This window comes from Flavobacterium zubiriense, assembly GCF_041729725.1.
Classification (GTDB): Bacteria; Bacteroidota; Bacteroidia; order Flavobacteriales; family Flavobacteriaceae; genus Flavobacterium; species Flavobacterium zubiriense.
The window spans coordinates 202510-228734 of sequence record NZ_JBCFQL010000002.1; the positions used below are offsets into that span (position 1 = coordinate 202510).

Here is a 26225-nt window from a genome sequence, read left to right on the forward strand (position 1 = left end):
CAACAGTATTGAATTCCCTTTTTTATTTGAATCATAATTTCGCTTACTTATTAGGCTGTGGCGTCATTCTTAAATAATATTTAATGCGATTGAATCCTTTTGGAAACTTCGCTGGAATATCTTCATCTTTTATCGTTGGCGAAATAACCACGTCGTCACCATCTTTCCAGTTGGCTGGTGTAGCCACACTATAATTAGCCGTTAACTGCAAACTATCAATAACACGTAGCAATTCGTCAAAATTTCTACCTGTTGAAGCGGGATAGGTCAAGATTAATTTTACTTTTTTATCTGCCCCAATAATAAATACGGAACGAACTGTAAAAGTATCATTCGCATTTGGATGAATCATGTCATACAAATCTGCTACTTCTTTGCTCTCGTCAGCGATAATTGGGTATTGTAAAGTTACATTTTGCGTTTCCTCGATGTCTTTAATCCAGTTTAAATGCGATTCTAATCCATCCACACTTAATGCAATAACCTTGGTATTTCTTTTTTGGAATTCAGGAAAATAATTGGCTACAGTTCCTAGTTCTGTGGTACAAACTGGTGTAAAATCAGAAGGATGTGAAAATAAAACACCCCAGGAATCACCTAACCATTCGTGAAATTGTACTTTCCCTTGTGTCGTTTCTGCTTTGAAATCTGGAGCGATGTCTCCTAAACGTATTGTTGCCATTATATATCTTTTTTTAATTCCCAATAAAGTTAATCAAAAAAACACCTATAGACGTTTTTAATAAGAATAAAGATTTGTTAAAGGAAAAATAGCTTTACTTGGTACGTTTTATTTTGATAGGACTTTGGCGGGAATCAAATACATCAAAAACCTCAACAGTATTGCTATCTTCATTTATCCAATAAATAATCTTGTAATTATTGTAAACTAAATAACAATATTCATTCGAACTATTTTCTAAATATTCTTCTATTTGCCCAATTCATGGGTGCTTTTTTCATGATATTAGTTTTTTAATTATTAGCATAACACCAAAATAGATTTTACAAATATATTTTTAAATATTTGATAGTTTTTAATTATCAACATGCTTTCAATATAATTTATTTATAGAAAATATCTTTCTAAAAAAGTCCCTCTAAAAATAAAAACAACATAAATAGCCCTGATGGGAATGGAAATCCTCCCGATTTTTCATCGGGAGATTGCAATGAACAGCAGGAGAAAAAATTGTTTTGAAAATGTATCGTTCTGCTCCTAAAAAAGAACACTTCCCTTTAAATATACTGCAAAACAAAATACCAAAAAGCCAGTGTAATAAAAGAAATAGGAATCCCAAAACCAATCATCATACTACTCAATCTCGGTTTTAAACCGTGAGAAGTAGCTAAAATACTCGCCATAATCATAGGTGCCATGGCGGCTTCAATAATGGCAACTTGAATCATTAATCCGTGTTGCTTTAAGATAACAACGTACAATACAAACAAAATTGCTGGAGTAATGACTAATTTATATGCCAATCCGATCCAAAGAAATCTCCAATGCTGACTTCGGCTATCAAAATGCAATTGTAAGCCCACAGAAATCATAGCTAGTGGGGTAAGCAAACTGCCTAATTTTTGAAAAGCCAATTGGAGATAATCATGAAAATCCAAAGTCAATATATTAGCCATACATGCCAATAAAAAACAAATAAAAGGAGGAAACAACAAGACTTTTTGGGCAATTTTAGCACCGCTTGTGGCTTCTTTAGAATATAATGTTGCTACAACAACCGCTATAGTAGAAAGCACCACAAATGTTCCTGGCTGATCGACCAAGATGGCCATTTTTAATCCTTCGGAGCCGTACAACGCATTAACAATAGGATAGCCTAAAAACGATGTGTTTCCCAAACCCGCAGTTATAATCAAACAACCTACTAATTTTTTAGACCAACCGTACTTTTTCCCTAAAAAACGAAATAAAAAGAATGCTATGGTAAATCCTATCCAAGTAACGCCAATTAGATACAGTAATTCATTATCCCAACGAACTTTTGGGATATAATACAATGCCAAGGCCGGAAGACAGAAGTAAACAACAAACTTATTTATTAGCTTATAGCTATCAGAAGGAAACCATTTAATGCGTTGCAGTGCAACACCTATAAGCAAATAGACAAAAATTAGAATAATATTAATCATAATACCGCAAAGATATTTACTAATTTACTAGTATCATAAACATATCAATAATATCACAAGACAAATACAATAGTTAAAAAACGTTGAGAATATTTGTGGTTAAATTTTAGCCACAGATTCAACAGATTTCCACAGATTAACTTTAAAAAACTTAGCGTAACTATATTTTTACTTTGCGAATCTTTGCGGTAAAAAACTTTTCGGTTAAATTTTAGCCACAGATTCAAAAGATTTCCACAGATTAACTTTAAAAAAACTTAGCGTAACTTTGTTTTTACTTTGCGAATCTTTGCGGTAAAAAAACTTTTCGTTTAAATTTTCGCCACAGATTCGATAGATTTCCACAGAGTAACTTTAAAAAAACTTAGTGTAACTTTGTTTTTACTTTGCGAATCTTTGTGGTAAAACAAAAAACTTTGTGGTAAAAAACAAGCACTAAGTTTCCTCCGAATGTATTATTTTTACAAAAAGCATTCTGTATTTTGAAAAAAGATAAGCCCAACTCAGCCGAAAACCAAGACAGTCCTGAAATTTTCAATAAAACCGTCTTGAAAAAAATCCTGCAAGCACGAATGGCGCAACCCAGCACCGAAGAACTAATTTCAGGTATTCTAGCTGGAAAAATTAATGCGTTGAGCAGAGCTATTACCTTAATTGAAAGCAGCAATCCCAATCATTTTTCGAAAGCCAATGAAATTATCAATGCCTGTTTACCACATGCCAATCAATCCATTCGAATAGGAATTACAGGAGTTCCCGGAGTGGGAAAAAGTACATTTATAGAAGCTTTTGGAAAACATCTAAGCAATCAAGGCAAAAAAATAGCTGTACTAACGATTGACCCAAGCAGTTCAAATTCACATGGAAGTATCCTGGGAGACAAAACGCGGATGGAAGAATTAGTAAAAGATCCCAATGTTTATGTGCGTCCTTCGGCATCAGGTGAAACATTGGGCGGAGTAGCTCGCAAAACTAGAGAAACCATTATACTTTGCGAAGCCGCTGGATTTGATACTATTATCATCGAAACAGTAGGCGTTGGACAAAGTGAAACCGCTGTTCATAGTATGGTTGATTTCTTTTTGCTATTACAAATTACTGGAGCTGGTGATGAATTGCAAGGTATAAAAAGAGGCATTATGGAAATGGCAGATGCTATTGTAATCAACAAATCGGATGGAGATAATATTCAAAAAACAGCATTAGCAAAAACCGAATTGGGCCGTGCATTGCATCTTTTCCCTTCAAAAAAATCAGGATGGACTCCAATTGCTACAACTTGTAGTGCCAAAACAAATGAAGGAATTACTGCAATAGAGCAAATGATTTCAAAATACATAGAACAAACAAAAAACAATGGCTCATTCGACTCCAAAAGAGCGGAACAAAATGAATTTTGGCTTTTAGAAACCATTAACAATCAATTAAAACAAGACTTTTTCAATCATCCTGCTATCCAAAATGAATTAGAACAAACTAAAAAAGCGGTGCAAAACAATGAATTTTCACCGTTTGCAGCCGCTCAATTATTATTGGAAACTTATTTTAAATCAAAAACTTAATCGTCTTCGTAACGTTCCATTTCTCTATCATAAAAAGCATTGGCTTCTTCGATTAAACCTTCCATTTCGGCATTCAGTTCAGCTTCATCAAGATCTTCTGCTTCTTCCATAAATTCCACCTCATCATCTTTTAGATTAATGATAAATCTTGGATAATCTAAATGAATGATAAAAATATCATCAGGAAAATCGGTGTTGTCGCCAAGTAAAAATTTAGGTAATTCCATTCTATTTTTTAATTTAATTATTTTTTAAGTTGTTTTGTTTTATTCGAAAACAATCAACTAACTCTTATTTTTAATGTTTTTCTAAAATCAACTGTTTTGTTAATCTAATGAAGCGAATATACAAAAATAAAGCTGCTGTTGTTAATCCTGCCAAAAGTCCAATCCAAATTCCAACGGCTTTTAAATTAGTGTAAAAACCAAGATAAATAGAAACAGGAAAACCCACAACCCAATAGGCTACAAAAGTAATATACATGGGAATTTTAGCATCTTGCAAACCGCGTAATGCACCCAAAACCACTACCTGAATTCCATCAGAAATTTGGAAAACGGCTGCAACTAATAGCAATTGAGCCGCAATGGTAACTACTTCGGTATTGGCTACCAAATCGGCTGTATTATTCATATCAACAAACAAGGCTGGCATTTGTTTATGAAATATCACAAAAAACAAGGCAAAGAAAACTTCTAATAAAACCGCCAATAAAAAGATAGAAAAAGCAACAATTTTCATTTTTTTATAATCACCCAACCCTTTTTGATTTCCAACTCTAATGGTAGCTGCAACGCTCAATCCCATGGCGAACATAAAAGTAAACGAAGCCAGACTCAACGCAATTTGGTTAGCCGCCTGATTGGCAATCCCTAATCGACCAGAAAGCCAAACCGCTCCAGTAAACAATGCCACTTCAAAAAACATTTGCATCGAAGAAGGAGCGCCTAATCGAATGATTTTTAGATTAATTTCTCGCTGTATTTTTTTCACAGAAAATCCATCAAAAAAAGAATGAAACTTAGCGTTTTTTTTCATCTTATAATGCATGTAAGCTAACATTACAAAACGGGAAACGATAGTTCCAATGGCGGCACCAACAATTCCCAGTTCAGGAAAAATCCAAATTCCGTAAATGAAAATATAATTCAAAACCACATTAACCACATTTCCTAAAATAGTAGCCCACATGGAATATTTAGTTTCGCTCATCCCATCAGCAAATTGCTTGTAACCCTGAAAAATAATCAATGGCACTAATGAAAATGCCACAATATCCAGATAGGGCTTAGACAATTCGACCACATTTTCGGGTTGTCCCATAAATGCGATAAGCTGTTTCGCAAAAAAGACCAATACAAACAGGAAAAAGCCTAAAAAAGTACACAAATACAAACCATGATGAAAAACGCTTCTGCCTTTTTCAATGTTTTGTCCGCCATCAGCTTCAGCCGCCAAAGGTGTTATGGCAGTCGAAAAACCAATTCCTAATGACATAGCCACAAACACAAAACTATTAGCCAAAGAAACTGCTGCTAATTCAGTAGGACCTAATTTCCCTACCATCACATTATCTACAATTCCTACAATAGTATGCCCTAGCATTCCTAAAATAATAGGATAGGCCAATCGTAAATTATAGGAGAACTCTTTGGTATAAGTAGCTAAAGTCACTTTATTTTTTTTAAGGCGACAAAGGTAAGCAGAAGCAAATCGATATCAAGGTTTGAACAGCATAATATTTTGGAGTTAAATTATCAAATTCAGTAATAAAACCTCATCAGTCAAAAAAACAAAAAATCAGACACAAATTGCACAAATTAACACAGATTTAGATAAATTAAATTACACGAATCTGCCTTAGGCAGATAAAAATTTTGTGTAATTTATTTTTAAATTAATTACTATTTGTGCCAATTCGTGTTAATTCGTGTCTAAAAATTGCTGTGCCCTTTACTCTGTTTACTTCAAATATTTTTTATCGGTCAGGGTTTTCATAAAATCAACTAATTGTTTTTTTTCAAAGCAAAGAAAGCTTGGTAATTTTAAAATAGTATGAAGTAAACATTACCAAAACTTAAAGAATAATTCTACTTTTTGAATTAAAAACCAAAAAACGAGACTCCTATTTTATCAAAACATTGCTTTTAGATTAGCACACATTAATTACTACATTATTTTATAAAAAACAAGACTTTGCAGTACATTGACAGTCAATGATTCATACTATTTTAATGTAAAAAAGCAATAATTACCACAACATTTAAAAACAATTAACGTTTTTTAGCACTAGTACAACCTTTTATGGATGTGATTGAACAAACGATAATAAAAATTTAATTATTTAAAACCCTCAAATTATGAAAACTACAAAGAAAATAACCGCTGCCTTTTTATTTGCACTGGCATTATTTACTATTAATGGAGCAAAAGCTCAGGAAACTGCAAAATACAATCCAGGATTCCGACTTGGTTTTGGTTTAAACGCTGGTTATGCCACCGAAGATCCATACAAATTAGCCTTAGGTGCTGATGCTCGTTTGCAATATGATTTAACAAAAAGATATTCGATAACCTTAACTACAGGTTTCAATAACATTTTTGTGAGCGAAAATGATGGTGACGATTTAGGTTTCATTCCAGTAAAAGCAGGTGTAAAAGCTTTTGTGTGGAATGACCAATTTTATTTAACTGGAGAAGCTGGTGCTGCATTTGCTGTAACTAATAATTACAACGATACTTCTTTGCTATTAGCTCCAGGAATTGGATATGCAACTAAATACATTGATATTTCAGCCCGTTATGAACACTATTCTGATTTCCCTACTGTTAATAATGATGGAAGTGCAGGAAAAGGTTTTGGTCAGGTAGCCCTTAGACTGGCTTATGGTTTTAAATTGTAAAGCCAAAGTACCTGTTTAAAATTCATCAAAATTACATCCGCCGCGGCGGAATGGGGTAATTAATTTTGATGAATTTTAAAAAACCTAAAAAAGTATATTAAAAAAAAAGCTGACCGCTTTAAAAAGTAGTCAGCTATTTTTTTTTCATTCTTTACTCAATTGCTCTTTGTACATTGCAAAATTCATTTTGACCTTATCATCTAATTCTGGTTCCTTAATATCTGAAAATTGCTGCATGGTTTCCCATATAATTTTGGCTACTATATAACGACACATATCTTTATCATCAGCAGGAACTACAAACCAAGGCGCATTTTCGGTACTGGTTTTATTAATTGCTTCTTCATAATAGCTCATATAATCCTGCCAGCGTTCACGCTCTTTCAAATCTCCCGGCGAAAATTTCCAATGGTGTTCTTCCTCTTCTAAACGTCTTAACAAGCGCTTTCGTTGTTCTTCCTTACTCAAATGCAAATAAAACTTTAACACAATCGTTCCGTTTTGAGTAATGTGCTTTTCAAAATTTTTAATTTGCTCCATTCTATTTTCCCAAAACTGTGGCGTTACATCATCTACATTTTCTATTCCAGGCAAATTTTCGTTCAATAAATATTCAGGATGCACACGAGTAACCAAAACATTCTCATAATGCGTTCTATTAAAAACGGCAAATTTTCCTTTTTCGGGCAAAGCCAAATAATGTCGCCATAAATAATCGTGTTCTAATTCGGTAGAATTGGGCGTTTTAAAACTACTTACCACCACGCCTCGCGGATTAAATTCCTTAAAGACTTCCCGAATCAAACTGTCTTTTCCCGAAGTGTCCATGCCTTGTAAACAAATCAAAACGCCATATTTATTGTGAGCATACATCACATCTTGCAGCTCACTTAATTTCGCCTGAATCTTATCTAGCTTATCCCCCTTATCATCGTCACTGGCTTTATTAAATAAATTCGTTGGAATTTCAGACAAACTAATTGCCTTGATTACTTTAAAATCATCTGGATTAATCGACTTCATAAGGAATATTTTAACGTTACATTCTCAAATATAAGCAATAAATACTATAATTTTAGCCTTTTAAACCTCAATATTAGGAGCTATTTTCCGGTTATCCGCTATATCTTTAACTACTTAAAGAAAGTAGTTAAAGGATGTCGCTACTACCCGGGCTAGAAACCCGTTTTCAGAACAATATTTATGGAAAAATTCACACTCGAAATTCTATTTCACATCATCGGAATCGGTTCTGCTTCAGGACTTTTTTTCAAAGACAATTCCTTATTCGTTATTGGTGACAACAGCGGTTTTCTATACGAATACCTTATCGATTCGCAAGACTTAAAACGTCATCCGTTAATAGAAAATTCATCTGAAAACATACTCAAAAAAGACAAACCTGACTTTGAAGCCATGACTGCTTTTCAGGATACGCTTTACATATTTGGTTCAGGTTCTACCTCAAAAAGGAATTCGATGATCGAATTTGATTTGGCACAAAAAAAGAAATTCAAGACTAACAATCTAGTCAACTTGTATGAAGTAATGCAAAATTTTGCTTCCATCAAACCCGAAGAATTCAATCTCGAAGGTGCTGTTCACGATGGTGAAAACTGGTTTTTCTTTAATCGCGGAAACGGAATTTCAAACAAAAACATCCTTTTTAGTTTTCAAGCTAAAAAATTAGACCAAGAATTCAGTTTATTGTCAAATGATTACAAACTTCCAAAAATAAAAGGAGTCCGCACTAGTTTTACTGATGGCATATTGGTTGATAACAAACTCTATTTTTTGGCAGCAGCAGAAGATACGCAATCCACTTATGATGATGGCGAAGTACTGGGAAGCATCATTGGAAGAATTGATTTGGAAACCATGAAAATTGATTTTACCAAAAAAATCAGTGCAACTCACAAATTTGAAGGACTAACTCTTTACAAAAAAGACAATAAAAAAATTGAATTCTTACTTTGCGAAGACAAGGATACTGAGATACTCGAAACTACAATTTATAAATTATCACTCAATCTTAAATAATTATGACCGACTTAAAAAACAAAAATGCTCTGATTACGGGCGCAGGAAAAGGAATAGGAAAAGCCATTGCCATTGCATTAGCTAAAGAAGGTGTGAACATCATATTAGTAGCCAGAACGCAAGACGACATTGATGCTGTAGCATTAAAAATCAAATCTTTAAGAGTAAAAGTATTGGCTTTAACTGCTGATGTTTCCGATATTAATTCCATTAATGCAGCTGTGGAAAAAGCCTTAGCCGAATTTAAAACCATTGATATTTTAATCAATAATGCCGGAATTGCTGCTTTTGGAAAATTTATGGAACTGGAACCAACCGAATGGGAACGCATCATTAAGGTAAATTTAATGGGAACCTATTATACTACCCGTGCCGTTTTGCCTAATATGATTGAAAGCCAAACGGGTGATATTATCAATATTTCATCTACTGCTGGATTAGCAGGAAATGCTTTAACAAGTGCTTACAGTGCGTCTAAATTTGCTGTTCTGGGATTAACGGATTCGCTAATGCAGGAAGTTCGCAAACACAACATTCGAGTTACGGCTTTAACGCCAAGTACTGTGGCTACTGACATGGCTAAAGATTTAAAATTAACCGATGGAAATCCGGAGAAAGTAATGCAATCCGATGATATTGCCGAATTAATCATTGCTCAATTAAAACTCAACCGACGCGTATTTATTAAAAACAGTAGTATTTGGTCAACCAATCCTTAATTTTATAGAACACTTAAATAAACAAAACCATTAAGAAGTCCAATTGTATCAAGTATTACGCTTAATTTTATTGACTTCTTAATGGTTTAAAATGTTGAGAATCTGTCGTTCTTACTTTTTACCCTGAACCGTTTCTCTATTTTTTTGTTCTTTTAAAATAGTAGTAATATGAGGCTTTGTTTCTTTTTCGATATCACTTTTTGATATTTCCAAACTATTTGGGCTAGAAACTAACTGATACCAAGGTTTTGGTTGCCCAAATGGATAAGCACCAAAAACAATTACAGGAGTTCCCTTTACTTTTACGTTTTCATCATCCTGAAGTACCCATTCGTCAGCCCAGGTATATAACTTTTTAGCATCACTTTCCTGAAGTCTCAAACAAGAATGTGAAGCTGGATAACCCGGTAACTCATATTGATGCCATCCCACACCCAATTTATTTTCAATATTAAAGTTCCATTTTAAATCCCACTCGTCGTTAAAAGTACTAGTAGTCTCTTCGGCTTTCCAATTGCTAAAAAACAATCCTGTAGGCGTTTTATCTTTTTCCCTTCCCATGTTGGTTGGCCCAGTATAAATCAATTCTCCGTATTCATAAGCTCCAAATGTTTGTGTTGGATAGGAGAAGAAAATTATTTTACTGATATCTTTCAAATAAGGAACTTCAAGTGGAAAAGGCAAATAATACGCTAAATCTTCGGAAGTGTCATTTGGTACAACAATGGAATCTAATTTTTTAAGATTTGGCGCATCTGTTCTATTGATAGCATAAACAATATGCAATTGTGTGCTATCATTAGCTGTTTTTTCTAACCATTTTTGAGTGTTTTCAAAATGATACGAGATATTGTTTGGTTTCTTACGTTCAATTTTGACTACCTTTTCTTCATTTACTGTTTTATCATTCTCTTTACAAGAAAATAAAACAGAACAAACTAGTGCACTAAGTATAAATAATTTTGGCTTCATAATATTTCAATTTTAATAGTATAAAAGTACCTCATTTACACGGTTTCACCCTTATACAATTAATCTAAGAATTTATAAAATTTAAACTTTTGGAATTTAAAAAAAAGTTAAACCATGAAGAGATTTAAAAAAGTGAAAAACACTTCTAACCTTTTTTATCTTAATTTTTTTCATGGTTAAGAAAAGAAAAATGACTAATGTGGTAAAAAAGAAAAAACCATGAAGAGATTAAGTTTTACTAAGCTTTTACGCTTAATTTTCTTAATCTCTTAATGGTTTAAAAAATTATACGTTTAAACTAAAGCCGAAGCAAATTCCATTCTTACGCTTCCGTCTTCATCAATTTTAGTCAAATTGATTTGGTGCAAAGTATTCACCAATTCTGGATCCCAAGGCGTTTTTACTTTTACGTAATTCTCCGTAAAACCATGAATATAACCTTCTTTATTTTCACCTTCAAACAAAACTGTTCTGCTGGTTCCTAACTGACTTTCGTAAAAAGCACGACGTTTTTTAACCGATAATCCGCGTAACATTTTGCTGCGTTTTGCACGAACATTCGAAGCAACAACGCCTTCCATTTCGGCAGCTTCGGTATTATCACGCTCAGAATAGGTAAAAACGTGTAAATACGAAATATCCAAATCATTCAGAAAATGATAGGTTTCTAAGAAATGTTCATCGGTTTCTCCTGGAAAACCAACAATCACATCGACACCAATACAGGCATGCGGCATGACTTCGCGAATTTTATTCACTCTTTCAATATACACTTCACGCAAATAACGGCGTTTCATCAACTTCAGTATATCATTGCTTCCGGATTGCAACGGAATGTGAAAATGCGGTACAAACGTTCTGCTTTTCGAAACAAACTCAATTGTTTCATTCTTCAATAAATTCGGTTCAATAGACGAAATTCGCAAACGCTCAATTCCTTCCACTTCATCCAAAGCCTGCACCAATTCCAAGAACGTATGTTCGTGTTTTTTATTTCCGAATTCTCCTTTTCCGTAATCGCCAATATTCACTCCAGTAAGCACAATTTCTTTGATATTTTGCTTCGAAATTTCAGATGCATTTTTCAATACGTTCTGCAATTCGTCACTACGGGAAATTCCACGAGCCAGCGGAATCGTACAATAGGTGCATTTATAATCGCAACCATCTTGCACTTTCAGGAAAGCACGGGTACGGTCGCCAATGGAATAACTGCCTACATAAAAATCGGCTTCGGCAATCTCGCAGGAATGCACTTCGCCCATATCGTTTTTAGACAAATCGTTGATGTAATCGGCTAGTTTGAATTTTTCGGTAGCCCCCAGAACCAAATCAACGCCATCCACCGCCGCCAATTCTTCGGGTTTTAGTTGCGCATAACAACCCACCGCAGCAACAAAAGCTTTATCATTCAGCTTCATCGCTTTACGCACCACTTGTTTGAATTGTTTATCGGCATTTTCAGTCACCGAACAGGTATTGATGACATACATATCAGCCACTTCCTCAAAATCGACACGATCAAAACCTTCGTCTTGTAAGTTACGGGCAATTGTCGATGTTTCTGAGAAATTGAGTTTACAGCCTAAGGTATAAAAGGCTACTTTTTTGCGTTTTTCCATAAGTAAGCGCTATCTAATGAAATCGTTGTCAAAAAAATAGCGTGTGCAAATTTACAAACAAATGTGAGAATACCGTAATGAATTGAAATTTTATTGAAATCATCATTTGGGCGTGACCTCGTAGCTACAAAACCTCAATTTCAAATAACTCTCGTTTCTGCAACGAGGTCGGGCTATTCGCTCTATCTTTATGGCTTTGATAAAAAAGCCATAAAAGATGCCGGTACTATCCCTCACGCAAAACTGCTTTACGAGAATATTTTGACTACTCATTAACTTTTGTAGTTATTTATTGATATATTTGGAATGCAAAAAAAACATAACTCTTATTAAAAATTTGATTTTATGTGATTTTGTAACACTATATACATTAACTCAAGATTACGCCAATTGATATTTAAAGAAATCCAACTTGATTTAGATAAAATCAAAGAAAAAATTAATTCAGAAAGAAAAAATATAAATGAATATTCAAGCCTAGCTAATCTAAATAACCTTGTAGATTTCTTAGTTATCGGCGAAGATAGAAGATTTTATAAACATAGAGGGTTTGATATTATTGCAATCATTCGAGCAATCAGAAATAGATTGTTTTATAACAAAAAGGAAGGTGCAAGCACCATTGAGCAGCAATTAGTCAGAGTCTTAACCAATCAATATCGTAGAACTCTAAAAAGAAAAATTAAAGAAATAATTTTAGCAACTAAACTAAAAAAAATATTATCTAAAAAAGAGATTGCACTACTTTATTTAAAACTAGCATACTTCGGTACGGAAAAACAAGGTCTAGAAAATACTTTACGTTCATTAAATTTAAACTTAAATAGTGAATTAAGTGATTTGGTATGTGCATCAATAATAGCTCGTTTAAAATATCCTGAACCTAAATCTAATTCGACAATAAAACTATTATTCATAAAAAGAAGAACAGATTACATCATAGAAATACATAACAAACATGGTAAATATTATTAATTATCTTAATACTTCTCTAGAATGTGAAAAACCACTAGAACAAGTTGAAACAGCAAAGTTTTTAAAAGACAGTTATTTTAAATTGGACGAAACAGAACGTAAATCACTTCTAAATTTTTTAACAATAAGTAATTTTTGTCATGCTTTTAAAATAAAACCACTTGTTTACGAACAAACTACTCAATACATAGCAGATAAATTTTCATTAAATAAAACTCAAATAATTTTACTTGGTAGTGCTAGAACTGGTTTTGCAATTGACCCTAATAATTACGGAAGAAAATTCTCTGAGAATAGTGATCTTGATTTTGCTATAATAGATAAAATATTATTTGATAATTGTGTGGTAGATTTTAAACTTTGGAAAAGTAAAACAGAAAATAATGAATATGATGAAAAAGTAAAAAATAGATTTTGGAACGATAATCAAAATAACCTAAAATTTCAAATTAGAAAAGGCTTTATTGATACTTATAAAATTCCAAATTTCTCAGAATTTAAAACTACTCAACAAATAAACCAAAGTCTTTCTTTGGTTGTAGTTAATCTATCAAAGTATCAAAACATAAAAGTGAAAGAAGCATCCGCAAGAATTTATAAAGATTGGGATACTTTTCAGAAACAATTAAGAATAAATATAGAAAGCGTGCTTGAAAAAGTTTAAGAATAATTACCCTTATCAACAAAATGTAGCTCACTGCGCAAATGTCTCCGACTTTGCGCCAACAATAGTGAACAAATAACATACTTTAATGCTTTGTAGAGTTTCTTGCTGAGATTTCTCCTTCGTCGAAAAGACAAGATTGAGAAAAAAATTACACAAAAACCTTAACACAAAAAAACCATTAAAAAATTAAGTTTATTAAGAACAACTCTTAAATTCCTTCATTTCTTAATGGTTTAATTTATAATTTAAAAAATCTTAAGCTAAAATAAATCGTCTTACTACCTCAGCAACTCCGTGATTATTATTAGATGCTACAACTACATTTCCTTTGTCTCTTAAGTGATCATCCACATTGTCAACCCAAACACCAAGACCTGCATATTCAATCATCGTTAAATCGTTTCCGGCATTCCCCACCGCTATGACTTCTTCTTGTAAGATATTTAATTTTTCGGCTAGGAATTTCACGCTTGCTCCTTTATCGATTCCGTTTTGAGCGGCTTCTAGGAAAAAAGGTTTTGACATACATACGCTCAAATGCGGCATCGTAGCTTTTAAATCGGCTTCTACTTCTTTCAAATAACTAGGCTCTTCTAGCAAAATACATTTTATCGCCGCCGATTGAACGCGCTCTTTGAAATTAGGCACCACTTCATGTTCTAATCCCGTGATATCAATTTCGATATCAATGTATTCTGAACGGGTTTCGCTAATTACTTTTCCGTCCAGATACGTAATAATGTGCGTTTTCTTTTCTTGGCTATAATCATACAAAGCATGTATTTGCTCCTGAGTCAGGGTTTGTTCGAAAATTACTTCATTAGTTTTTAAATCGGTAATGACTGCTCCGTTAAACGAAATCATATACGAATCCATTAAACCCAAATCTCTAGCATATTCAATCATTGCTGGCGTTGGTCGCCCAGAAGCTAGAATAATTTGTACGCCTTTTTCTTTAGCTTTTTCTAACATCGTTCTGTTCTCAACTGATATTTCATGGTCATCATTCAACAAGGTATCATCCATGTCCAGAACCAACATTTTGTATTGCATCTTTTATTTTTTATTGTTCCGTAAAGTTTTCAACTTTACCGAGTAGTATATCTAGTATATTTTAAAGTTTCTTTCTCTAACAAATAAAGCTCTCCAAAATAACATCCTAACAAATAAAAAGAAGCTGAATCATCATTTTTGCAAATTTTAACTTCCAAATTATTCTTAACGATAATATTTTGTTCTAAAGCTATTGGATCACCTGTATAATGACCTGTTTCATATTCCCAAACAGAATTTAATCTAATTGGCATAAACAAAAATCTATCTCCAATAAACGATAGCAAAACAATCAAGATTATTTGTAATGATTTTTTCACTTTACCAATTTTCGATTTCTTTTTCTAAATCTTCAAGTGTAGTATAATTGCCTGATGTAATTCGTTCATCAGCCTCTTTAACCATATTGATATATTCTTCCTTATCTACCGGATAACCGCTAATAGTATGGGCAACAGTTTCTTTATCTAAAACTATTTTGAGCGCCATTATTTTTTTGAGTTTACTTTCATCGTTAATATGAAGCAACCAATCCAACAATTCTATTTTTTTTGCATCTATATCCATTTCGACGGTATAATTAGAATAACAAATATACAACTATTAAATATTCAATCGAAACTCCTCAATTACAGGATTGGCCTTTGCAAAATCAGTTTCCTGAATAAACAATTCTACTGCCGAACCTAGTCCCGACCTTTCGGGACCAAAACCCGCCAATCTAGCCGATTGAATATTGTCTTTCATGACCGTATCCACTCCTACCGCTTCAATTTTTTCTTTTAATGCCAAAGCTAAAATCTCACTTCCCGAAAACACTTTCATTAATCCCATGGTACTCTATTTTATATTTTTTTGTTCTTCTTCTCCGTCCTTTTCTTCGTCTTCCAAATCTTCTTCTAATCCTTCTTCCTCTTCATCTTCATCCTCATACTCCATATCATCTTCAAAATCAAAGATTTCAGGCTCTTCCATCATTTTTTCAGCCAAAATTTCGATTCTTTCTGAAAACTGATCTCCAAAAATAATACGCTGTGTTTTAGCAATACTATTCGAAATACGCATAATTTTAGTTTCGTGACGCAATTTCAAAATTGGATTTGCATCGTCCAATATGAACATTTTCAATCGATTTACATTATAACCTGCAGACGAGAAAGTATCATTCAATTTGTTGGGTGTGCCAATTAAAACGTCTATCCCTGTTGAAATGTAATTTTTGTCGTAGTCGGTATCGCCTTTGTCATGAATCCCATAAACCTCCAATCCGCTGTATTTTCCATACTTTTCAAAAAGCGCGACCATTTCCAGAACTTTAGCTTTGTCTTCCACAACAATCAAAGCTCTTGGTGATTCTTCAGTAGAGCCAATCAATCGCTGAATTACATTAATCACAATTGTCGTAGTTTTCCCCATTCCATCTGGAGCAATGATAATACAATCAACACCGCTTTTTATACTCGAAAAAGTCTCTTGTTGCAAGTCATTGGCTTCAGTTAAACCATTTTCAACTAAAGCTTCCTTTAAGGTTTCGTTTATTTTTTTTAGTTTCATTTATTTTATATTGAAAGATTTAATAATTGAAAAATTAAAAGATTGTTCCTCCTAATTTTTAAATCTTTAAATCTTTAAATTATTCAATTATTTGGATGCAAATAACTTCACGTCATTTTCAGAAATTTGGCTTCCGCCGAGGATAATCAAACGCTCCACCACATTGCGTAATTCGCGGATATTTCCCGTCCAATCATATTCTTGCAACAATTTGATCGCATCGTCAGAGAATTTCTTCACTGCATTTCCTTGTTCCGAAGCAATTTTATCTGCAAAATGTCTTATTAACAACGGAATATCTTCGCGTCTATCATTCAGCGAAGGTACTTTAATTAAAATTACTGCTAATCGGTGGTACAAATCCTCACGGAAACGACCTTCTTCGATTTCTTTTTTCAAATCTTTATTGGTCGCAGCCACTACACGTACATCGACTTTAATGTCCTTATCAGCACCCACTCTGGTAATGATATTTTCCTGTAAAGCACGTAATACTTTGGCCTGAGCCGAAAGACTCATATCGCCAATTTCATCCAGGAAAATAGTTCCTTTATCGGCCGCTTCAAACTTTCCTGCACGGTCTTTCACCGCCGATGTAAAAGCACCTTTCACGTGACCAAACAATTCGCTTTCTATCAATTCTGACGGAATGGCTGCACAGTTCACTTCGATTAATGGAAAACTGGCACGCTCACTTTTTTCATGCAATTGGTGTGCTACTAATTCCTTACCTGTTCCGTTAGGACCAGTAACTAACACACGAGCTTCCGTTTGAGCGACTTTATCAATCATTAATTTGATGTGATTAATCGCTTCACTTTCGCCAATCATTTCGTAGTTTTTGCTGACTTTCTTCTTTAGAATTTTATTCTCAACTACCAGTTGTTTCTTGTCTAAAGCATTTCGAACCGTATTCAGCAAACGATTCAAATCAGGTGGTTTTGAAATGTAATCAAAAGCTCCTAAACGCATTGCATTAATAGCCGTTTCCATATCTCCATGACCAGAAATCATCACCATTGGGATTTCAGGCTTTATCTTTTTGACTTCTTCTAGTAATTCGACACCATCCATTTTTGGCATCTTTATATCACATAAAACCAAGTCGTAATCGTTATTTTTTATTTTTTCGTAACCCGAAACGCCATCTTCAGCTTCTTCAACCTGATAAGTATCATTTTCTTCCGAAAGAATTTTAGTAAGCACTCTTCTAATAGCGGCTTCGTCTTCGATAATTAGTATTTTACTCATTTGTTTATTTGGTTATTTGATAATTCGGTAATTGGCTAAACAAATAACCAAATCCACGAATTAACGTATTAACAATCTTTAATATTTTAACCAACGGTATAATTCCTTCCAACTTGGTTTCTTTCCGTACATCAATATTCCTACGCGGTATATTTTGGCGGCAAACCAAACCACTAATAAGAATGTTGCAAATAATAAGGCGACTGAAATCGCTAACTGCCACCATGGAACTCCAAAAGGAATTCGCATTAACATAACAATTGGTGAAGTAAGCGGAATCATCGAAAAAGTAACTGCCATTGTACTATTGGGGTCATTCACTACACTAAAAAAACCAACATAAACGCTCAACATCAAAGGCATGATTACTGGCAAAAGAAATTGCTGTGAATCGGTTTGATTATCAACAGCGGCACCAATAGCGGCATAAAAAGAACTGTATAGAAAATAACCTCCAATGAAATAAACCACAAAACCAATTAGGATACTGGCAATAGGTAAATTCCATAATTCTTTGATGAATAGTTGGGCTGTTCCTGCAAATTCTGTTTGCGAATGTTCCATTAAAGCTGGAGATAAACTAGCCGATGGACCAACATTTACTCCAAAAAACACTGAAGCGGCAAACAACAACGAAAGTCCAATGATTACCCAAATGGTAAACTGTAAAATTCCCGCTAATGATGTACCAATAATTTTGCCAATCATCAACTGAAAAGGTTTTACTGAAGAAATAATAATTTCTACAATACGATTTGTTTTTTCTTCAATCACGCTACGCATTACCATATTTCCATAAATAATAATGAACATCATAATGAGATAACCAAAAGCGCCTCCAATAGCAATTTTAGCTTCGTTCAATCCTTTTAAACCTTGCTCTCCCGAAGTTTTAGCTATATTAATATTTACACTAGCCTGTGCTTTTTTTATCGCCAAAGTATCTAAATGAGCATTTTCCAGATTTATTTTGGTTAGTTTTTTAGCAATAATATCTTGGGCATTTTCGATAAAAGAAATACTAGGACTGGAGTTTGAAATAAATTCAATTTTGTTTTCTAAATCGTGTACATCAGTGGTTTTGGGAATAACCAATACACCTTCATAACCATTATTGGTAATGCTATCTTTTAAAAATTGATTGTCAATTTGGGAAAAATCAAAGTATTTGTATGCGTTGTCCTCGGTATTTTGAGCTATGAATTCGTTGACAAACAAGCCTGTTTCGTCATGAATAGCCACACGTTTTACATCGGCTTCCATCGAACTTAAATAACCCACAAATACCGCTATTCCCACAAACAATAACGGACTTAAAAAAGTCATTACAATAAAGGATTTGTTGCGCACCTTGGCAAAAAACTCTCTTTTTATAATTAGTGATATAATGCTCATACTTCGCAAATTTCAAATTTTAAAATCTCAAATTCCAAAGGATTGGAATTTGGAATTTATTTATTGTTTTTTATTTAGTTACCGTTTGTATAAAAATATCGTTTACACTCGGAATTTTTTCTACAAAATGAGTGACTTGTCCGCGCTGAGTTAAAAGATGCAATAATTCATTTGGAAGAGAATTTCCAATTTGAATCTCGAGTTTTAATTCTTTATTCAATGATTTAAAATGAGCGGGATTAACGGTGAATTTTTGCGTAATATCAAACATCAAGCCTTCTACATTTTCGGTTAAAACACCTACTTCAAAACTATTGGTTTTATGTTGTCTTTTAACATCTTCTAATTTTCCTTCGATTAATTTATTCGATTTATGAATCAAAGCAATATGATCGCACAATTCTTCGACACTTTCCATTCGATGCGTCGAAAATATAATGGTAGCACCTTCATCACGCAACGCCAGAATTTCGTCTTTAATTATATTGGCATTTACGGGATCAAAACCAGAGAAAGGTTCGTCAAAAATCAACAATTTAGGTTTGTGCAATACACAAACTACAAACTGGATTTTTTGTGCCATTCCTTTAGAAAGTTCTTGAATTTTCTTGTTCCACCAGCCTTGAATTCCCAATCGATCAAACCAATAATCCAATTGTTTTTTGGCTTCAGCCTTAGACAAACCTTTCATTTGCGCCAAATACAAACATTGTTCCCCCACTTTCATACTTTGGTACAAACCTCTTTCCTCAGGAAGATAACCTATATATTGTACGTGTTTGGGTTGCAATTTTTCACCATCCAGAATAATTTGACCACTATCGGGCATGGTAATTTGATTGATGATTCGAATAAGGGACGTTTTTCCGGCACCATTAGGACCTAAAAGTCCGTAAATACTGCCTTTAGGAACAGACAACGAAACTTCGTTAAGCGCTACATAATTGCCGTATTGCTTCACTACTTTATTGACTTCTAATAAGGTGTTCATGCTGATTTTTTGAATTTTCTTCTTCGGTTGGGTCTTTTTGACCTTGCGGTTGTAAAAGTAAATAATTACAAATTAAATAGCTTGAATTGTTTTATAAAAAAAGTCCATCTTCACTTTCATGGGATGGACTTCTTGCTATTTATATTTATTCGGAAAAATTAAGAAAACATATCTTTTACTTTTTCGAAAAATGATTTGTCTGATTTTTCAGGATTTGGTGAAAAATTATCATCTTCAAGGTTTTTCTCAAAGAATTGTTTTTGTTCTTTATTCAATGTTTTAGGTGTCCAAACATTAACGTGAACTAACAAATCTCCATTTCCATATCCGTTGATACTTGGGATACCTTTTCCTTTCAATCGAAGAATTTTTCCAGATTGGATTCCTTCTTCTAATTTGATTCTTACTTTACCATTAATGGCTTCGATATCTTTTGAAACTCCAAGAATAGCTTCTGGGAAACTAACATATAAATCATAATGTAAATTTTCGCCTTCACGCTTCAAGAATTCGTGTTCTAACTCTTCGATAGCTACAATTAAATCTCCAGGAATACTATTTCCTGGCGCATCATTTCCTTTGTTAGAAACTTTTAATTGCATTCCATCAACCACACCGGCTGGAATTTTAATAGAAACGGTTTCGTCTTCTACAATCATTCCTTGCGCATCAGCGTTAGCTGGCTTTTTATCTAAAATTTGACCAGATCCTCCACAAGCAGGACAAGTTGTCGCTGATTGCATTCTACCTAAAATAGTATTAGTCACTCGCATTACCTGTCCTTGACCATTACAAGTAGAACAAGTTTTATAAGAAACTCCAGGAGCCTGAACCTTACGTTTTACCTTTACTTTTTTCTCAACACCATTAGCAATTTCTTCCAAAGTCAGTTTTACTTTGATACGCAAATTACTTCCTTTAGCACGACGAACTCCACCTCGGCTTCCGCCTCCGCCAAATCCACCGAAACCACCGCCAAAGATATCACCAAACTGACTGAAGATATCATCCATATTCATGCCGCCATGACCTCCGCCAAATCCGCCAGAACCATCAAAAGCCTGATGTCCATATTGGTCGTACTTTGCTTTTTTGTCAGCATCTCCTAAAATTTCATAAGCTTCTGCCGCTTCCTTGAACTTTTCTTCTGCCGCTTTGTCTCCAGGATTTTTATCAGGATGAAACTCTATTGCTTTTTTTCTGTAGGCTTTTTTAATTGCCGCAGCATCAGCATTTTTAGGAACACCTAATATGTCGTAAAAATCTTTTTTCATTTGTATTTATTTTTTTCAAAAACACAGTAGTGTATATCTACCCTAATTTATTGCCCAATAACTACTTTTGGGAAACGAATAATTTTATCTCCTAGTTTGTATCCTTTTTCAAGAACATCTACTATTTTACCTTTTAATTTAGGTGATGGTGCAGGAATTTGTGTAATTGCTTCTGCAAAATCAGCATCAAAAGCATCTCCTGTTTTTACATCAACTAACTCTAAACCCTTAGAAGACAAAGTGTTTTTCAATTTTTCGTGAATCAACTCTACTCCTTTTGTCAAAGTTTCATCTTCTGATTTAGCAATTTCAATCATCGCTCTGTCAAAATCATCAAGAACAGGCAGCATAGCTAATAAAACCTCTTGATTGGCTGTTTTGAATAAATCAATACGCTCTTTTGAAGTTCTTCTTTTGTAGTTTTCAAATTCAGCAAATAATCGTAAATGTTTGTCTTTTTCATCTGCTAAGTCTTTTGTCAATTGCTCTTCAACGCTTAACTCCTCAGTAACTGCTGGCTCTTGGCTTGCTGTGTTTTCCATTGTTACCTCATCCATTTCTTTATCGATTTCTGTATTCTCAGTACTCATATTTCCCTTATTTTTAAAAATATTCTTAAACTTCATTTTTACACTTTCCTTTGGATAGCAAAAGTACTGCCAAAACGCTCTAAATGTCAAATTGTCACACTTTTTCCGAATAGCTATTTTTGTAGCAACTTTTTTCTTAAATTATTCTTTTTTCAAGTTAAAATTAAAATTTTAATAAATTTTTAAGACATAATCCAAATAGATTCTATATGTTTGTTATTAGGTAATAATCAATCTCTGATTTTCGATTTGAAATACCGAAAATTACAGTTGATTACAAAACAATTATTAATTCGCGATTACTTATACTAAAAAAAGCTTTGTCTACAGACAAAGCTTTTTTTGTTTTTATTTTTTTTTAATCTTATCCAATAAAAACACAAATAACTTTTGAGCCTAGTATTTATGATATAAAATAACAGGTCGCTCCGTTGGAGCTTTTTCAAATATTCATTTTTTTTCTACGAACAGTTTGTCCCGATGGGACTAAAATAGCTCCGTTAGGAGCGAAATGTTTGTAGAAAACAGTAATTATTAACCAATAAAGCTCCAGCGGAGCGACCTATCTTTATTTATAAGCTTTAATCGAATAATAAAATCCCTCTAGAATTAAACTAAAGCATTCTTTAATCCTTCAAAATCTAATGTTACTTGTTCACCCGAAACTAAATTCTTAAGCGAATAGGTATTCGAACTCATTTCTTCTCCTCCTACAATTACCGCAAAAGGAATATTGCGTTTGTCAGCATGCTGAAATTGTTTTGCAACCTTAGCTTTATCCGGATACAATTCTACTTTTATACCCGAAGCTCGTAATTTTTTAATGGCTTGCAAAGCATAAAAAGCTTCGGCATCGCCATAATTAATAAACAAAGCTTTAGAACTTGCGGTAACGGTTTCTGGGAACAATCCCAACTCTTCAATTACTAAATAAATACGGTCTAAGCCAAAGGAAATCCCCACACCGCTCATGTTTTTCAAACCGAAAATCCCGGTCAAGTCATCGTATCTTCCGCCGCCGCCAATAGATCCCATAGCGACTCCTTTTGGTGCTGCCACTTCAAAAATAGCTCCTGTATAATAATTTAAACCACGTGCCAGAGTTACATCCAAATCTAAAATTGCAGTTGCTAATCCTAATTTAGTCACATTGTCACAAATAAAACGCAACTCTTCCACTCCTTTCATTCCTTCTTCTGAAGCGGCTAAAAGCTGTGATAATTTTTCGATTTTCTCCGAAATGCTTCCCGTGAAATGAAATAAAGGCTGCACTTTTACAATGGCATCTTCAGAAATTCCTTTTTCAATCATTTCTTTTTTTACACCGTCTTCACCAATTTTGTCTAACTTATCCAAAGCCACTGTAAAATCAATCAACTTATCCGAAGCTCCAATTACCTCCGCAATTCCGGATAATATTTTTCGGTTATTGATTTTAACCGTAACTCCGTTTAAACCTAAAGTGCTAAAAACCGTATCGTATAATTGTACCAATTCTACTTCTTGCCACAAGGCTTTTGAACCTACCACATCGGCATCACATTGAAAAAATTCTCTAAAACGCCCTTTTTGCGGACGGTCGGCACGCCAAACGGGTTGGATTTGGTATCTTTTAAAAGGAAATTCAATTTCGTTTTGGTGTTGCACCACATATCTTGCAAACGGAACGGTCAAATCATAACGCAACGCTTTTTCAGAAATACTTGAAGTTAATTTCACGCTGTCTTTGCTTTCTAAATGAGCAGCATTGGCTTTCGCCAAATAATCCCCAGAATTCAATATTTTAAAAATCAATCGATCGCCTTCTTCTCCATATTTTCCCATCAAGGTTTCTGAATTTTCAAACGAAGGCGTTTCTATCGGTTGGAAACCAAATTTCTCAAAATTACTTTTTATAGTTTGGATAATATATTGACGTTTAGCCACCTCAGCAGGTGAAAAATCTCTTGTTCCTTTAGGAATACTTGGTTTTGATGCCATCTTAAAAAGTTAGAAGTTAGAGGTTAGAGGTTAGAGGTTAGAACCTTCAGTACTTCTACTTTCTAACCTCTAACTTCTATTTTGGCTGCAAATATCTTATTTTTAAAATAAATAACTCGCCTTGAAAACAAACTTCTCTCAAAAATTGTATTTTCGTATCAAACTATTACGATGAGCAATCTATTAAAGGAAAATATAAAAATAGCTTTTGGTTCGATTAAAACCCAAATTTTAAGAACTACACTTACCATATTAATTATTGCCATTGGGATTACTGCTCTAGTGGGAATTCTAACCGTTGTTTCAGCTTTAGAAAACACAATTTCTTCTGATTTTGCCTCAATGGGTGCCAATACCTTCAATATCAATAGATACGAAAATACCGTTAAAAAACAAGGAGGCGAAGAACGAGAAATCATCAATCCAATTATTTCTTATCCTGAAGCTGTCGCTTTTAAAAACAAATACAACTTTCCGCTTTCGCAAACCTCACTTTCTTTTAAAGCCACTTCAACCGCCGAAGTAAAATTTGAAGCTCAAAAAACTGATCCAGAAATTTCGGTTATAGGTGTCGACGAATATTTTGTAACCAATTCTGGATTAGAAACCAGTTCAGGACGCAATTTCAATAATTTCGACATTAGCAACAACAATTATGTGTGCGTAGTCGGTTCGGATTTCGAAAAAGGATTATTAAAAGAGGTCAATCCTATCAACAAAACCATTTCGATTCGTGGCGCACGATTTAAAGTAATTGGTGTTTTAAAAGAGAAAGGCTCTACATTTGGCAACAGTCAGGATTTAAGAGTTTTGATTCCTATACAAGTAGCTCGCTCGCTTTTTACGGCTCCTAATATCAATTACAACCTGAGTGTGATGGTAAATAATAAAGAGTTTCTGGAACAGGCCACCGATAATGCTATTAGCACGATGCGTAGCATTCGAAAATTAAGTCCCGTAAAAGATAATAATTTTGGCGTGGTTCGAAGTGATGATTTGATTAATCGCATCCAAAGCATCACACAATATTTAGGTTGGGCGGCTTGGGTTATCGGCATCATTACTATACTGGGTTCTTCCATCGCTTTGATGAATATTATGATTGTTTCGGTAACCGAACGTACTCGAGAAATTGGTGTCCGAAAAGCATTGGGTGCTAAACGTTCTACCGTTGCGATTCAGTTTTTTATTGAAACCATGATTATTGGACAATTTGGAGGTTTAATTGGTATTATTCTAGGGATTTTAATCGGTTACGGAATTGCCACTGCCTTGAGTTTTGCATTTGTTATTCCGTGGGGCGCTATTTTTGCTGCTTTCTTAACCAGTTTTATTGTAGCTATCGTTTCTGGATTGTATCCCGCTATTAAAGCCGCTGTGCTAGACCCTATTGAAGCGTTGCGTTATGAATAAGTAGTCAGTAATCAGCTTGTGAGTGGTCAGTCAATCCGGACACTAATGATTACTCATAAAAAACTGAATACTAAAAACTGCTTACTGAACACTTGACTTTGTCATCCTATCATTCCCATAAATATCTTTTCTCAATTCAACATTTTTGAAATTCATATTTTCAAGTAAATTAATCATTTCTTTTCCTAGATATTGATTGATTTCAAAAAATAATTGTCCGTTTTGAGATAGATTTTTCTGAGCTAATTCGGCAATTTTTTTATAAAAAATCAAGGCATTATTATCTTCAACAAAAAGAGCCAAATGCGGTTCGTTATCCAAAACATTTTTCTTGATTTCCTCTTTTTCTAAATTTCGAACATAAGGCGGATTGGAAACGATAATATCAAAATGAGCTGGAAGTTGGAAGTTAGAAGTTGGAAGTTCTTCTAAATCGTTAATATTTAAAATGTCAGTTTTTATAAAATGTACTTCAACTTGATTCATTACAGCATTTTTTTTGGCTGTCGCCAAAGCTTTTTCGGAAACATCAATCGCAAAAACCTGTGCATTCGGAATATTTTTGGCCAATGAAATCGCAATACAACCACTTCCTGTACCAATATCTAAAATCCGAAGTGGGTTTGTGGATTTGGTTATTTGGTTATTTGAAACGATCCAATCTACCAATTCTTCCGTTTCTGGTCTTGGAATCAATACGTTTTCATTGACTTCAAATTCCAAACCGTAAAAATGGGTTTTTCCAAGCAAATACTGAACTGGAACTTCTAATTTTAATTGTTCCAAAATCGAATTCCAAATCCCGATTTCTTCTTCAGAAAAAACCAAATCAGGCTGTAAAGCCAAGTCAATTCGTTTCAATTGCTTTTTTTCTTCTAATATCAAATAAAAAAAACTTTCAGCTTCGCCTTCATCATAAATTACTGAAAGCGCTTGAATAAATTGAGATCTATATTGTTTGATTTGCATAATTTTAAAATTTCTTGATGAAACAGGAAAAACTTAATTATTAACCTTTATCAGATTGAAAAATTAGAATCTTTCCTTTCACCATTAAGACATTTAGAAACATTAAGTTTAAATTCACTTAAATATCTTAATGGTTAAATTATT

Annotated in this window: 26 protein-coding genes; 7 read left to right on the forward strand and 19 right to left on the reverse strand. The window is 33.7% G+C overall.

Translation table 11 applies throughout. From position 1 onward, the window contains the following. Positions 1 to 43: 43 nt before the first annotated feature. Both AAGV28_RS02880 and AAGV28_RS02885 read right to left on the reverse strand, forming a co-directional pair. Positions 44 to 682 (reverse strand): peroxiredoxin, encoded by a 639-nt coding sequence (locus AAGV28_RS02880; protein WP_373405318.1) that lies wholly within the window; start codon positions 680 to 682, stop codon positions 44 to 46. Between the two features lie 557 nt (positions 683 to 1239). Beyond that, entirely contained in the window at positions 1240 to 2151 is a 912-nt protein-coding gene (locus AAGV28_RS02885; RefSeq protein WP_373405319.1) for an AEC family transporter, read from the reverse strand. Positions 2152 to 2633: 482 nt separating this feature from the next. Between AAGV28_RS02885 and meaB the strand changes: the two genes are divergently transcribed. Continuing rightward, on the forward strand, positions 2634 to 3713 hold the full coding sequence (gene meaB, locus AAGV28_RS02890; protein ID WP_373405320.1) for a methylmalonyl Co-A mutase-associated GTPase MeaB: 1080 nt from the start codon (positions 2634 to 2636) through the stop codon (positions 3711 to 3713). Here the strand turns inward: meaB and AAGV28_RS02895 are convergent. Continuing rightward, positions 3710 to 3940, reverse strand: a complete 231-nt coding sequence (locus tag AAGV28_RS02895) for a hypothetical protein (protein ID WP_373405321.1) — start codon at positions 3938 to 3940, stop codon at positions 3710 to 3712. The genes meaB and AAGV28_RS02895 overlap by 4 nt on opposite strands. Positions 3941 to 4010: 70 nt before the next feature. Next, positions 4011 to 5387 carry an MATE family efflux transporter gene (locus AAGV28_RS02900; RefSeq protein WP_373405322.1) on the reverse strand — a complete coding sequence of 459 codons (1377 nt, stop codon included), beginning with the start codon at positions 5385 to 5387 and terminating at the stop codon, positions 4011 to 4013. A 686-nt stretch (positions 5388 to 6073) separates the two neighbouring features. On the opposite strand from AAGV28_RS02900, the gene AAGV28_RS02905 reads away from it, so the two are divergent. Next, a complete protein-coding gene (locus AAGV28_RS02905) occupies positions 6074 to 6616 on the forward strand; it encodes a hypothetical protein (protein WP_373405323.1) in 543 nt (180 codons plus the stop codon). A 144-nt stretch (positions 6617 to 6760) separates the two neighbouring features. Here the strand turns inward: AAGV28_RS02905 and AAGV28_RS02910 are convergent, their stop codons facing one another. After that, a complete protein-coding gene (locus AAGV28_RS02910; RefSeq protein ID WP_373405324.1) occupies positions 6761 to 7639 on the reverse strand; it encodes a PPK2 family polyphosphate kinase in 879 nt (292 codons plus the stop codon). Between the two features lie 180 nt (positions 7640 to 7819). On the opposite strand from AAGV28_RS02910, the gene AAGV28_RS02915 reads away from it, so the two are divergent. Both AAGV28_RS02915 and AAGV28_RS02920 read left to right on the forward strand, forming a co-directional pair. Continuing rightward, positions 7820 to 8656: a DUF6929 family protein gene (locus AAGV28_RS02915; protein ID WP_373405325.1), complete on the forward strand. Its 837-nt coding sequence runs from the start codon at positions 7820 to 7822 to the stop codon at positions 8654 to 8656. A 2-nt stretch (positions 8657 to 8658) separates the two neighbouring features. Continuing rightward, a complete protein-coding gene (locus tag AAGV28_RS02920; protein WP_373405326.1) occupies positions 8659 to 9375 on the forward strand; it encodes a 3-ketoacyl-ACP reductase in 717 nt (238 codons plus the stop codon). Between the two features lie 111 nt (positions 9376 to 9486). Here the strand turns inward: AAGV28_RS02920 and AAGV28_RS02925 are convergent, their stop codons facing one another. Both AAGV28_RS02925 and mtaB read right to left on the reverse strand, forming a co-directional pair. Beyond that, the gene (locus AAGV28_RS02925; RefSeq protein WP_373405327.1) at positions 9487 to 10347 is read right to left on the reverse strand and encodes a L,D-transpeptidase; all 861 of its coding nucleotides are present in this window, start codon (positions 10345 to 10347) and stop codon (positions 9487 to 9489) included. A 293-nt stretch (positions 10348 to 10640) separates the two neighbouring features. Next, positions 10641 to 11969: a tRNA (N(6)-L-threonylcarbamoyladenosine(37)-C(2))-methylthiotransferase MtaB gene (gene mtaB / locus AAGV28_RS02930; protein WP_373405328.1), complete on the reverse strand. Its 1329-nt coding sequence runs from the start codon at positions 11967 to 11969 to the stop codon at positions 10641 to 10643. A 390-nt stretch (positions 11970 to 12359) separates the two neighbouring features. Here mtaB and AAGV28_RS02935 point away from each other — a divergent pair, with 390 nt between their 5' ends. Together AAGV28_RS02935 and AAGV28_RS02940 are read left to right on the forward strand one after the other, a co-directional pair. Beyond that, entirely contained in the window at positions 12360 to 12944 is a 585-nt protein-coding gene (locus AAGV28_RS02935; RefSeq protein ID WP_373405329.1) for a transglycosylase domain-containing protein, read from the forward strand. Further along, positions 12928 to 13608, forward strand: coding sequence for a hypothetical protein (locus tag AAGV28_RS02940; protein WP_373405330.1), 681 nt, complete (start codon positions 12928 to 12930; stop codon positions 13606 to 13608). Before AAGV28_RS02935 ends, AAGV28_RS02940 begins: the two co-directional genes overlap by 17 nt. A 258-nt stretch (positions 13609 to 13866) precedes the next feature. On the opposite strand, the gene AAGV28_RS02945 is transcribed toward AAGV28_RS02940, so the two are convergent. The 11 genes from AAGV28_RS02945 to hisS form a co-directional block, all read right to left on the reverse strand. After that, positions 13867 to 14664 carry a Cof-type HAD-IIB family hydrolase gene (locus AAGV28_RS02945; RefSeq protein WP_373405331.1) on the reverse strand — a complete coding sequence of 266 codons (798 nt, stop codon included), beginning with the start codon at positions 14662 to 14664 and terminating at the stop codon, positions 13867 to 13869. Between the two features lie 35 nt (positions 14665 to 14699). Then, positions 14700 to 14984, reverse strand: a complete 285-nt coding sequence (locus tag AAGV28_RS02950) for a hypothetical protein (RefSeq protein ID WP_373405332.1) — start codon at positions 14982 to 14984, stop codon at positions 14700 to 14702. 1 nt (position 14985) lies between these two features. Then, positions 14986 to 15231, reverse strand: a complete 246-nt coding sequence (locus tag AAGV28_RS02955; protein ID WP_140485065.1) for a hypothetical protein — start codon at positions 15229 to 15231, stop codon at positions 14986 to 14988. A gap of 36 nt (positions 15232 to 15267) precedes the next feature. Beyond that, positions 15268 to 15498 carry a putative signal transducing protein gene (locus AAGV28_RS02960; RefSeq protein ID WP_373405333.1) on the reverse strand — a complete coding sequence of 77 codons (231 nt, stop codon included), beginning with the start codon at positions 15496 to 15498 and terminating at the stop codon, positions 15268 to 15270. A 6-nt stretch (positions 15499 to 15504) separates the two neighbouring features. Continuing rightward, entirely contained in the window at positions 15505 to 16218 is a 714-nt protein-coding gene (locus tag AAGV28_RS02965) for a DEAD/DEAH box helicase (RefSeq protein WP_373405334.1), read from the reverse strand. Between the two features lie 87 nt (positions 16219 to 16305). Beyond that, a complete protein-coding gene (locus AAGV28_RS02970; protein ID WP_373405335.1) occupies positions 16306 to 17469 on the reverse strand; it encodes a sigma-54-dependent transcriptional regulator in 1164 nt (387 codons plus the stop codon). A gap of 78 nt (positions 17470 to 17547) precedes the next feature. Further along, entirely contained in the window at positions 17548 to 18864 is a 1317-nt protein-coding gene (locus AAGV28_RS02975; protein WP_373405336.1) for an ABC transporter permease, read from the reverse strand. A gap of 70 nt (positions 18865 to 18934) precedes the next feature. Next, entirely contained in the window at positions 18935 to 19855 is a 921-nt protein-coding gene (locus AAGV28_RS02980) for an ABC transporter ATP-binding protein (RefSeq protein ID WP_373405337.1), read from the reverse strand. Positions 19856 to 20013: 158 nt separating this feature from the next. After that, positions 20014 to 21129, reverse strand: a complete 1116-nt coding sequence (dnaJ, locus tag AAGV28_RS02985) for a molecular chaperone DnaJ (protein ID WP_373405338.1) — start codon at positions 21127 to 21129, stop codon at positions 20014 to 20016. A 47-nt stretch (positions 21130 to 21176) separates the two neighbouring features. Continuing rightward, on the reverse strand, positions 21177 to 21755 hold the full coding sequence (locus tag AAGV28_RS02990) for a nucleotide exchange factor GrpE (RefSeq protein ID WP_373405339.1): 579 nt from the start codon (positions 21753 to 21755) through the stop codon (positions 21177 to 21179). A 573-nt stretch (positions 21756 to 22328) separates the two neighbouring features. Beyond that, complete coding sequence (hisS, locus tag AAGV28_RS02995; protein WP_373405340.1) at positions 22329 to 23699, reverse strand: histidine--tRNA ligase; 1371 nt, start codon at positions 23697 to 23699, stop codon at positions 22329 to 22331. Positions 23700 to 23870: 171 nt separating this feature from the next. Between hisS and AAGV28_RS03000 the strand changes: the two genes are divergently transcribed. After that, positions 23871 to 25112, forward strand: a complete 1242-nt coding sequence (locus tag AAGV28_RS03000) for an ABC transporter permease (RefSeq protein ID WP_373405341.1) — start codon at positions 23871 to 23873, stop codon at positions 25110 to 25112. Between the two features lie 81 nt (positions 25113 to 25193). On the opposite strand, the gene prmC is transcribed toward AAGV28_RS03000, so the two are convergent. Further along, the gene (prmC, locus tag AAGV28_RS03005) at positions 25194 to 26081 is read right to left on the reverse strand and encodes a peptide chain release factor N(5)-glutamine methyltransferase (protein WP_373405342.1); all 888 of its coding nucleotides are present in this window, start codon (positions 26079 to 26081) and stop codon (positions 25194 to 25196) included. Positions 26082 to 26225: the final 144 nt, after the last annotated feature.